This window comes from Imhoffiella purpurea, assembly GCF_000585215.1.
GTDB lineage: Bacteria > Pseudomonadota > Gammaproteobacteria > Chromatiales > Chromatiaceae > Imhoffiella > Imhoffiella purpurea.
In genome coordinates, this window is sequence record NZ_AONC01000072.1 from 22459 (window position 1) to 33126 (window position 10668).

The 10668-nt window shown below is 68.4% G+C and carries 11 protein-coding genes; 7 read left to right on the plus strand and 4 right to left on the minus strand.

What is annotated here, in order from left to right; translation table 11 throughout:
• Nucleotides 1-3 precede the first annotated feature (3 nt).
• From D779_RS19070 to D779_RS19085, 4 genes are all read left to right on the plus strand, one after another.
• Nucleotides 4-1014, plus strand: a complete 1011-nt coding sequence (locus D779_RS19070) for a stage II sporulation protein M (protein ID WP_043757377.1) — start codon at nucleotides 4-6, stop codon at nucleotides 1012-1014.
• Between the two features lie 94 nt (nucleotides 1015-1108).
• Entirely contained in the window at nucleotides 1109-2590 is a 1482-nt protein-coding gene (locus D779_RS19075; RefSeq protein WP_043757379.1) for a DUF4129 domain-containing protein, read from the plus strand.
• Nucleotides 2587-3813, plus strand: a complete 1227-nt coding sequence (locus tag D779_RS19080; protein WP_157726462.1) for a DUF4350 domain-containing protein — start codon at nucleotides 2587-2589, stop codon at nucleotides 3811-3813. Before D779_RS19075 ends, D779_RS19080 begins: the two co-directional genes overlap by 4 nt.
• On the plus strand, nucleotides 3810-4790 hold the full coding sequence (locus D779_RS19085) for an AAA family ATPase (protein WP_081763607.1): 981 nt from the start codon (nucleotides 3810-3812) through the stop codon (nucleotides 4788-4790). The genes D779_RS19080 and D779_RS19085 overlap by 4 nt, the downstream gene beginning before the upstream one ends.
• 9 nt (nucleotides 4791-4799) lie before the next feature.
• Here D779_RS19085 and D779_RS19090 read toward each other — a convergent pair whose 3' ends face one another.
• From D779_RS19090 to D779_RS19100, 3 genes are all read right to left on the minus strand, one after another.
• Complete coding sequence (locus tag D779_RS19090) at nucleotides 4800-5141, minus strand: HVO_A0114 family putative DNA-binding protein (protein WP_043757383.1); 342 nt, start codon at nucleotides 5139-5141, stop codon at nucleotides 4800-4802.
• 5 nt (nucleotides 5142-5146) lie between these two features.
• The gene (locus D779_RS19095; protein WP_043757385.1) at nucleotides 5147-5422 is read right to left on the minus strand and encodes a toxin-antitoxin system TumE family protein; all 276 of its coding nucleotides are present in this window, start codon (nucleotides 5420-5422) and stop codon (nucleotides 5147-5149) included.
• 103 nt (nucleotides 5423-5525) lie between these two features.
• Nucleotides 5526-6464: an AEC family transporter gene (locus D779_RS19100; protein WP_043757389.1), complete on the minus strand. Its 939-nt coding sequence runs from the start codon at nucleotides 6462-6464 to the stop codon at nucleotides 5526-5528.
• Between the two features lie 224 nt (nucleotides 6465-6688).
• Between D779_RS19100 and D779_RS19105 the strand changes: the two genes are divergently transcribed.
• From D779_RS19105 to D779_RS19115, 3 genes are read left to right on the plus strand one after another with little or no spacing between them, the layout of a single operon-like run.
• On the plus strand, nucleotides 6689-7699 hold the full coding sequence (locus D779_RS19105; protein ID WP_043757392.1) for a TRAP transporter substrate-binding protein: 1011 nt from the start codon (nucleotides 6689-6691) through the stop codon (nucleotides 7697-7699).
• Complete coding sequence (locus tag D779_RS19110; RefSeq protein WP_043757394.1) at nucleotides 7696-8217, plus strand: TRAP transporter small permease; 522 nt, start codon at nucleotides 7696-7698, stop codon at nucleotides 8215-8217. Before D779_RS19105 ends, D779_RS19110 begins: the two co-directional genes overlap by 4 nt.
• Before the next feature lie 36 nt (nucleotides 8218-8253).
• The gene (locus D779_RS19115; RefSeq protein WP_043757396.1) at nucleotides 8254-9543 is read left to right on the plus strand and encodes a TRAP transporter large permease; all 1290 of its coding nucleotides are present in this window, start codon (nucleotides 8254-8256) and stop codon (nucleotides 9541-9543) included.
• Nucleotides 9544-9576: 33 nt separating this feature from the next.
• Here the strand turns inward: D779_RS19115 and D779_RS19120 are convergent.
• The coding region (locus tag D779_RS19120; RefSeq protein ID WP_052348287.1) for an NAD(P)/FAD-dependent oxidoreductase at nucleotides 9577-10668 on the minus strand (1092 nt) is incomplete at its 5' end.

Consider the following 10668-nt stretch of genomic DNA (forward strand, 5'->3'; position numbering starts at 1 on the left):
GCGATGAAACAGGGGCACTTCGAGTCGGCGAACCAGGCCGAGTGGCAGGAGTACCGAGCACTTCTCGCCTATCTGGACTCTGCGGGCAAGGGGAAGGCCGGCGGAGGCTCGGCCGACCGGACGGCGGCGTCCCTCGATCGCTTTCCGCGTCTGTTCCGCCGCATCTCCAGCCACTATGCACTGGCGCGTCGGCGCGGTTACAGCCCGGGTCTGATCGCCGAGCTGCACGATCTGGTGCGTGGCGGCTATGCCCATCTCTACCGGCGCCGGCCGCGTCCATTGGCCGCCGTGCTCGCTTTCATGGCGCGCGATTTCCCGGGCGCGCTGCGGCGTCATGCCTCCCTCTTCTGGCTGGCCTCCGCGCTCTTCTTCCTGCCCATGGTGGCGATGGGGCTGCTGGCATACGCGGACGGAGAGATCCTCTACTCGCTCATGGACGAGGATCAGGTCGCCGGTCTGGAGGCCATGTACGACCCGGACAACCGCAAGCCGGGCCGGGCCCGCGAGCGTCAGGCCGACACGGATTTCGCCATGTTCGGCTTCTACGTCTTCAACAACGTCGGCATCGGCTTCCGCAATTTCGCCGGCGGTCTGGTGTTCGGACTCGGCAGCGCCTTCGTGCTCCTGTTCAACGGGCTCCATATCGGCGCGGCGGCGGGCCATCTCTCCCGGCTGGATTACGGCGAGACCTTCTGGCCCTTCGTCAGCGGTCACGGTCCATTCGAGCTGACGGCCATCGCCATCTCGGGCGCGGCCGGGCTGCTGCTCGGCAAGGCGCTGGTGGCCCCGGGCAATCGCCCCCGTCTGAGCGCGCTGCGGTACAATGCGGCGGACGCCGTCCTGCTGGTCGGCGGGGCGGGACTCATGCTGCTCTTCGCGGCCGTGATCGAGGCATTCTGGTCCTCGGGGCCGGCACCCGCTTCGGTCAAGTACGGCGTCGGTGCCGCTGGCTGGATCCTGGTGGTCCTCTATCTGGCGCTGGCGGGTCGGGGCGACCCCTCGAAGGGGAGCTGAGCGACGTCCATGCCGCAAGCCACCACCTGTATCCGTGCCCCGTTCCCTTGTGAGATCCCTGTCTCCCGGCCGAGGATGATGGCCGAGCGGTGCGATGGAGCTTGACCGCATCCAGGTCGCCTTGCGTCCGCGCACCTCCTGGGAGGGGCTCGACCTGGGTTTCGCGCTCGCCCGTCACTGGTTCTGGCCGCTGTGGGGGCTCTGGTGGGCCAGCGCCCTACCGCTCGCCTTGCTCCTTCTGCCGCTGACCGGGCTTCGTCCTGATATCTGGCTGCTGCTGCTCTGGTGGATGAAGCCGCTCTACGAGGCCCCTCTGCTTGCCTGGTCCAGCCGCGCGCTCTTCGGACGCGTTCCGGTTCGGGGCGAGGTTCCGGGCCTGCTGCGCGCGGGGTGGCGGCGCTGGATGATCCCGCTGCTGCTGTGGCGCCGGCTGGGTCCGAGACGGGCATTCCTGATGCCGGTCGCGCTCCTCGAGGGGCTCTCCGGACGCGAGGCGCGTCAACGCAAACGCTTGCTCAACGCGGGGGATGCGGCCCCGACCTGGCTGACGCTCGTCGCCTATCATTTCGAGCTGGTCCTCTGGGGCAGCGTGCTGTTCGGGGTCTTTCTCGCGGTGCCTTCCGAGCTGCCCCGCCTCGATCTCGCCGAGGCGGTGACGGATCGCGAGTCCTGGGCCTATTGGATCAGCGTCCTGGCCTATCTCCTGGCCTTTTCGTGCATCGCGCCCTTCTATGTCTGCGCCGGCTTCGCGCTCTATCTGAACCGGCGCACCGAGCTCGAGGCCTGGGATCTGGAGCTGGCCTTCCGCAAGGGCTCCGCGTCTCGGCCGAGTCGGGCGTCATTGGTCCGTTCGGCCGGGGTGGGGCTGATTGCACTGGCGCTGCTCTCCGCCTTGCCCGCGGGCCCGGCGGAGTCCGCCGTGCTTGAGGATCCGGATGCCGCGCAGCGGCTCATCCAGGAGGTCCTGGAGTCGCCCGATTTCGGCGAGGAGCGCGAGATCTGGACCTGGGGCCCGATCGAGAAGCCGGATCCCGAGCCGGAGCCGCCCTGGATCTCGTCCGAGCGGCTCGAGGCGATCGCGGTCCTGATGGGGCACGTCCTCAGGGCGGCCCTCATGACCCTGGCGCTCATGGCGCTGATCCTGCTCGCGGCCCGGATTCTGCGCGACCGCCGCGGCGGATGGCTGAGACGCCTTTCACCTCCCTCGGCCGGTCCGTCGCCCGTCCGGGCCGCGCTTCCGCCCGATCTGGACCTCGGCCGGGTTCCCGAGCGGGTCCGGGCCCATCTGGCCGAGGATGATCCGCGCGCGGCCCTGGCGCTCCTCTACCGGGCGAGTCTCCGCCATCTCGCCGGTCTGGGGCTGAGCATTCCCGAGGGTGCGACCGAGCGCGAATGTCTCGCGCTGGCCACCCGCTCCCTTTCGGTCCAGTCGCTCGGCCCGGTGCCCCGTCTGGTACGCGAGTGGCAGGCGCTCGCCTACGCTCATGCCGGACCGACTCCGGGATCGGTCGAGCGGCTCCTGGACGACTGGTGCCGCTGGATCCAGTCCGGCCCCGCTGTCGGGGAGACGCGATGAGCATGGAGCGGCGACTCACCAGCCTGACGCTCTATGGGGTGCCGCTTCTGCTGCTCGCCGGATCGTTCGTCTGGTTCCTCGACAATTTCGAGCGTCGCCCCATCAGAGTCCAAGAGGGACAGTCGACCGAGGCGCGCCGCAACCCATGGCTGGCGTTCGAGCGCTTTCTCCGGGACGGCGGTATCCCGGTCGAGAGCGTTTCGGGCCGCGCGCTTCTCACGGATCTGCCGCCCATCACGGATACGCTGGTGGTCAGACTCCGGGGGCCGCTGGGTCGTGACCGCCGCGCCGCCTTGCGGCGTTGGACGGAGGACGGCGGTCGTTTGGTGGTCGAGGCCATGTCCGTCCAGGAGGACGCCGAACGACCGCAGGAGGATCTCCTGGCCGATTTCGGCGTCCGGCTCAGGGTCGATCCGGACGCATCCCCTGTCGGGGACGAGGGGGCGGACGGCCTGGTGATCGAGATCCGGGAGACCGGTCTGCCGCGTCCTCTCCAGGTCGGCCTGGATCCGCGCTACTTCCTGGAGTCCGAGGAGAGGTTCCCCGGCGACATCCGGGTCGGCGACCGGCTGCGTCTGGTCCGGCGCCCGGTCGGGGCCGGACACCTGGTCCTGATCGCCGACGGTGGTTTCCTGCGCAACGAGGACATCGGACGGCACGATCACGCACTCTTCGCGGCGCGTCTGGTGCGCCCAGGTCCGGACGGACGGGTCTGGCTGCTCCACGACACCTTCATGCCCGGTCTGGCCGAGCTGGCCTGGTCGGCGGCGCCCGAGGCGCTGATCTCGGCCGGGATCCTGATCCTGGCCTGGCTCTGGTCGCTCGGGGCCCGTCTCGGCCCCCTGGAGACCGACTCGCGCGAGCGTCGGCGCGATCTGCTCGAACATCTGGATGCCAGCGGAGACTTTCTCTGGCGCCACGGCCGTGCCTCCAGTCTGGTGGAGACGAGCCGTCAGCGTATCCTGGCCGCCTGGCTGCGGCGCTATCCGCATCTCGATCGTTCGGACCCGCTGGCCCGGACCCAGGATATCGCGCGGGCGAGCGGCTGGCCGGCCGAACGGGTGAGCCGGGCGCTCTTCGTCCGCGCCGAGGACGACCGGGCCTTCGTCGAGCAGTGCAGGCTGCTCCAGTCGCTCTGGCGCCGAACTGGAGCTGGCCGAGGTCGGCCGGCCGGGGACGCCGGATCCCTCTCGAACCATCAGCAATCTCGGAGGAATGGATGAATCAGACCGCGACACCGCAGGAGGTGGATCGTGCGTCCGCTCGGCTCGCCGGACTGGAAACGGCCGTGTCCCAGGCCCTGATCGGTCAGCGCCGGGTGGTGCGGGAGACGGTGGTCGCCCTGGCCGCCGCAGGGCACGTCTTGCTCGAGGGTCTGCCCGGACTCGGCAAGACGCTCCTGGTGCGCGCCCTGGCGGCTGCCGTCGGGGGGCGCTTCTCGCGCATCCAGTTCACCCCGGACCTGATGCCGAGCGACGTCACCGGTCACGCCATGTTCGATCTCAAGAGCGAGGACTTCCGGATTCGACGCGGGCCCGTCTTCTGCAACCTGCTGCTGGGCGACGAGATCAACCGCGCCCCGGCCAAGACTCAGTCGGCCATGCTCGAGGCCATGCAGGAACAGCAGGTCACCATCGAGGGCAAGGCCCTGCCCTTGCCTTCGCCCTTCCTGGTCATGGCCACCCAGAATCCGATCGAGCAGGAGGGGACCTATCCATTGCCTCAGGCCCAGCTCGACCGCTTCCTGCTCAAGGTCTTCATCGACTATCCCGAGGCCGACGAGGAATTGGAACTGGTCCGCGCCGCGACCAGCGGCAAGGTCGGGGACCGGCTGGACACTTCTCGGGTCGAGCAGGTGTGCGACCTCGAGGCTCTGCTCGATCTGCAGCGGATCGCGGCCAGTCTCGAGATGGACGCGCGCGTCCTCGAATACGGGGTGCGTCTGGTGCGCGCCGCGCGCGACTGGCAGGGGGTCGAGACCGGGCCGGGGCCGCGCGCCAGCGTCGCCCTGGTGCGCGCGGCCCGTGGCCATGCGCTGGCGTCCGGAAACGGCTTCGTCACCCCGGACGACGTGAAGGCGATGGCGCCCTCCGTGCTGCGTCATCGTCTCAAGCTGACGCCCGACCTGGAGATCGAGGGCTACCGCCCCGACGACGTGCTCGCCGACCTGCTCGCCGGGGTTCCGGCGCCCCGGGTCTGAAGTTTCTTACTAGGCCGCCTTCGCGACAAGTTCCAGTCGCACCTCGTCGTAGGGTAGGTGCAGCTTGCCGTCCTCCATCTTGTCGATGAGTCCGCAGCCGGCCAGCATCTGGGCATCCGTATGCACGCCCTTCACGTCCCGTCCGACGCGGCGTGCCAGCTCGCGGACCCCGAGCGGTCCGGTGCCGGTGAGCGCCTTGACGATGGCCCAGCGGTTGGGGCTCAGCGTGGAGAGGAGATCGTCTTCCGTTAGGAAGGTATAGGTGCATCCCTGGGGCACGCCGCGAAAGGCCGCCCGCATGCTGGCCTTAACGGACTCCAGGTCGGAAACGCCAATCGTTAGAGTCGTCATCTGTGTCACTCCTGCTGGATATCGGCCCAGAAGTCATCAATGAGCTGATCGAGCGATATGAAAGTGTAGGGCACCTCGCGCGCACCGATGTGCTTATGATCGCCTTTGCCGGCTTCGTTGTCGTAGCGTAGGACGCATCGCCCGTTGTCGACGAAAGCCAGCCGATACTTGAACGGATGCGCGCTGCCCGTCAGTGGGGCGGGAAGCCGCCAGATCGCGATGTCCAGGAAGCGGTTGTCGCTCAGCTTGATCCGCTCGGTCTTGATCCGCTCGGCCTTCATGTTGTCATGTTGACAACACCTCGGAATGTTGTCAATTCCCTGCTGCTTCTGGGCGTCACCGGCAGCACCAGGCGTGCAGCCGGAACCGAGGTCGGACAGGCTCCTAGAGATCGGCGAAGAGCCAGAGCCCCAGGTTCAGTGTGACGAAGGAGGCCAGGGTCGTCACCAGCAGGGCCGAGGCGCAGCGCTCGCCCTGTCCGTAGCGCTGGGCCAGCAGCGGGAAGATGGTCACCATGGGCAGTCCGGCCAGGATCAGAGCCGCCTCGGTGAGGGTCGGGTCGAAGGCCGGGACCAGGGTCAGCATCAGCAGGACCGCCGCCGGATGGATCAGCAGCTTGCCGGCCGCGATCGCCAGGGCGCCGTCCAGTCCGCGATGCAGGTGCTGTCCGGCCAGATTGCCGCCGATGGCGAAGAGCGCGACCGCCGCGGCGGATCCGGCCAGCAGATCGACGGTGCGCGCCAATGCGCCCGGCAGGTGCCAGCCGAATCCCGAGAAGAGTAGCCCCAGACCGATCGCCAGCAAGAGCGGGTTCTGCGCCACCATGCGCAGCACCCGGCCGAGCGTGTGTGCGAGTCCCTGATCCTCCCGGCTGTGGTGGACCTCGATCAGGACCAGGGTCAGCGGCAGGATCACCAGCACTTCGGTCAGGATGGCCATGGCGACCGCGTTCAGGGCGCTATCCCCAAGGAGCTGGGCGATGAGCGCATAGCCGAGATAGCCGCTGTTGGACATGGAGATGCCGAGCCCGAAGAAGGCGTTGTCGAACAGCGGCGTGCGCCGTACCGCCGCGGCCACACCGAGCCCGATGGCGAAGGCGATCAGGGATCCGCAGACGTAGGCGACCAGGAAGGGGCCGACGATGATGTCCTCGAGCGGACGCCGGGAGAGCGCCTCGAACATGAGCGCGGGCAGGGCAAAGGACAGCACGTAACGGCCCATGGCGACCGTCGCGTCCTGTTGGATCCAGCCCGCGCGTACCGAGACCGCGCCGAGCGCGATCAGCAGGAAGAGCGGGGAGGTGATGGCGAGGAGGGACTGCACGGTGGACGTCCTGTTCTGAGGCTTGGATTGTCGGGATCCGAGATGGGGGCCGTGGGTTCGGATCGGGACCGCGGACGGCCGTTTCCGGTCCGCGATTTTTTGCGAAATGGAAATTGGGCTTTCTCGGTGAATGGCGTCATGTTACGTTTTCCCGGATAAAGTGTCCGGAAATGCCGTGCCAGGCACGGATGCACCGAACCCAATGAGATGATGAGGATTGCCCGATGCTCCGTGCTTTGCTGACCGGCGTGGCCGCCGGATTGATCGCGCTCGCTGGAACGGTCTCGGCCGAAACGCTGCGGCTCTCGAATTGGCTGCCGCCGAGCCATCCGATCGTGAAGGACGTGATGGTGCCCTGGAAGGCGGCCGTCGAGGAGGCGACCGAGGGCCGCGTCACGGTTCAGATCCTGGACGCCCCGCTCGGGCCTCCGCACGCCCACTACGATCTCGCCGCCAACGGTGTGGCCGACGTCACCTTCAGCGCCCAGGCCTACACGCCAGGCCGCTTCAAGACCGCCATGCTCGCCGAGCTGCCCTTCCTGGGCGACAGCGCCGAGGCGGTCTCGGTCGCCTACTGGCAGGTGTTCGAGGAGCGGCTCGCCGCGGCCGGCGAATACGCGGGCGTGAAGGTGTTGGGCGTCTTCACCCACGGTCCGGGCCACGCCTTCGCCAAGGGGCGCGATCTCTCCTCGCTCGACGGCATCGCCGGGGCCAAGCTGCGCGTCGGCGGCGGCATGGCCAACGACGTGGCCACCGCGCTCGGCGCGGTTCCGGTCCAGAGCCCCTCGTCCAAGGCCTACGAGCTGATCTCGGGCGGCGTGGTCGACGGCATCCTCTTTCCCTTCGAGTCGGTCACCTTCTTTCGGTTGGACGGCCTGCTCGATCAGGGCTTCGAGGTCCCGGGCGGTCTCTACAACACCTCCTTCTTCTTCGTGATGAACGAGCGCCGCTGGAACCGTCTGTCCGAGGCCGACCAGGCCGCCATCGACAGCGTCTCGGGCGAGGCCCTGTCGCGTCTCGCCGGCAAGGCCTGGGACGAGGCCGACGCGGCCGGGCGCAGCGCGCTCGAGGGACAGGTCGAGCTCCATGTCGCCACCGAAGAGCAGATGGAGGGTCTGCACCAGATGCTGGATCCGGTCATCGATGCCAAGCTCGATGAGATCGCCACCAGCGGAATCGATGCCAAGGCCGCGCTCGAGGACATGAAGGCCCGGATCGCCGCCGAGTCCGAATGAGCCCGCGGTCGCTGTCGGTCCGCTCGCTCGCGGATCTGGGCACGGCGCTGCTCGGCGGCGCCTGCGCCCTGACCATGCTGGCGATGATCGTCCTGACGGTGGTGGACGTCGTCGGGCGCTATCTCTTCGCCGCGCCCCTGCCCGGGGCCGGCGAGCTGATCGAGCTGATGCTCGTCGGCGTCATCTTCCTGGGACTGCCGCTGGTCTCGTTGAGCGACGGCCATGTCACGGTCGATCTGCTCACCGAGCGGATGCCGGACTGGACGCGCGCGCCGCTCCTCGCACTGGCGCAGCTCGTCAACGCCCTGGTGCTGGGCGTGATCGGCTGGCGGCTGCTGGTCATGGGCGGGACGCTCGCCGGCTACGGTCAGACCAGTCTCTATCTGCGCCTGCCAATCGCCCCATTCGCCGATGCGGCGGCCGTGCTCTGCTGGCTGGCGTCCGCCGTCCTGGTCGTCATGGTCGTTCTCCGCATCCCCGGACATCGCCATAACGAGGACGCATCCTTCACCGACTGAAGGGATCCGCTTCGCCGACTTCCCCCCGAGACCCTGATGGACTGGCCCTACGGTATTCTTCTGCTCCTCATCCTGATGCTGACCGGCGTCCCGCTGGCCGCCTCCATGCTCCTGGTCGGCACCATCGGCACGGCGACCCTGATCGGCGTCGAGCCGTCCCTGTCGCTGCTCGGTCAGACCGTCTTCGACAACAGCCGTAACTATTCGCTGTCGGTGCTGCCGCTGTTCCTGGTGATGGGGAATTTCGTGGTCCAGTCCGGGATCGCCCACGAACTCTACGACGCGGCCTATGCCTGGCTGCGTCACCGCCGCGGCGGGCTGGCCATGGCCACGGTCGTCGCCTGCGGCGGCTTCTCTTCGGTGTGCGGCTCCTCGCTGGCGACCGCGGCCACCATGTCGCGCATCGCCCTGCCCTCGATGCGCCGTTTCGGCTATCCGGACGGTCTGGCGACGGCTTCGGTGGCCGCCGGCGGGACGCTCGGCATCCTGATTCCGCCCTCGGTCATTCTGGTCTTCTACGGCATCATGACCCAGCAGGACATCGGCAAGCTGTTCCTGGCCGGCATCCTGCCCGGACTGCTCGGCGTGCTCGGCTATATGGTCGCGGTGCGCTTCAGCGTCTCGGTCGGCAAGGGACGCGAGATCCCGGTGGAGCCCAAGCTCCCGCTGCGGGAGCGGCTGGCGGCGCTGCGCGGCGTGGCGGGTGCCATGCTGCTCTTCGCCTTCGTCATGGGCGGCATCTATTTCGGGGTCTTCACCGCCACCGAGGCGGCCGGCATGGGCGCGGCGGGGGCCATCCTGCTGACGGCCGTCAGGGGCCGGCTCCAGCTGCGGCGCACCATCGAGACCCTGGCCGAGACCGCCAAGCTGACGGCCATCATGTTCTTCATCCTGTTCGGGGCGCTGACCTTCTCGAACTACGTCAACCTCTCCGGCATGGCCTCGGACATCCGCGAGGCGCTGGGTCCGCTCGCCGACACGCCGGTGCTGATGATCCTGGCGATCATGGCGGTCTATCTGCTGCTCGGCAGCGTGCTCGAGAGCCTGTCGATGGTGCTGCTGACGGTGCCCATCCTCTATCCGGTGGTGGCCGCCTCCGGCTTCGATCTCATCTGGTTCGGCATCTTCGTGGTGGTTGCCACCGAGATCAGCTACATCACCCCGCCGGTCGGGATGAACGCCTTCGTGCTGCGGTCGGTCACCAAGACGGTTCCGCTCTCGACCATCTTCCGCGGGCTCATGCCCTTCGTCGTCATGGACTTCCTGCGCATCGGCGCGCTGATCGCCTTTCCCGGACTCGCACTGCTGCTGCCCCTGGGGACTTGAGAAAGGGTCGTCTTCGCGCGAGGCGGATCGGGCCTAGCCCTCTCGCTCGGCCTGGCCGGCCGCTCGCAGGATGCCCTTGGCGGCCATGATCCCGTTGACCGCCGCGCCCACGATGCCGCGCGACTTGCCGGCCCCGTCGCCGGCGACGAAGAGTCCGGGGAGATTGGTCTCCAGGTCGTCGCTGGTCGGGTAGCGGATGTCGTAGAACTTGATCTCGGGGACGTAGATGGTGGTCGAGGGATGGGCGACGCCCGGGATGACGCGGGTCAGCAGCTCCAGGCTTTCCTGGAGGTTGCGCACGATGCGCCCCGGATAGGCGAAGGAGATGTCGCCCGGCGTCACGCCGGGTCCCGGCGGCAGGGTCGGGACCAGCTTGTCGAATCCCAGCTCGGCGTCGAAGAAGGTCTCGGGCTTCGATCGCCGGCCGGCCAGCAGGTCTCCGAGGCGCTGCACCACGAGGCTGTTGCCGCCGCCCCAGAAGTTGGCGAAGCGCGCGACCTGGCGACCCATCTCGGCGGTGTCCTGCAGGGGCTCGGTCATGGTCACGGTGTTGAGGATGGCGAAGTTGGTGTTGGCCGTCTTCTCGGCCTTGAGAGCGTCGCCGTTGACCAGCCGGAACCCCCGATGCTCCTCCACCCGGACCCGGCCGCCAGGATTGGTGCAGAAGGTGCGCGTGCGGTCCTGGTGCGTGGGGGTGACGAAGACGAGCTTGGGGTCGTAGAGGACGGACGTCAGCTCCTCGTAGACGGAGGAGGCGACCTCGACGCGGCAGCCGATGTCGATGGCGCCATAGCCGGTGCGGACCCCCAGCGCCCCGACCGTCTCGCGCAGCCAGTGGGCGCCCTCGCGGCCCGGGCAGGCCAGGAGGAAGCGGGCATGGATCCGTCCTCCGGTGGTCTCGACGAGAAAGCCGCCGTCGTCGGCCAGGCTCAGGTCCGTCACCTCGGTCTCGAGCTGGAAACGGCCGCCCTTGCGGCGCACGCTCTCGGCCATGTCCGCCGTGACCCGATGGGCGAAGTCCGTCCCCATGTGGCGCTGCCGTATGGGCACCAGGCTGATGTCCCAGTCCCCCTTGGGCGTGCGGCGCCGGACCCAGGAGACCCGCTCCATCCACCAGCGCACGGC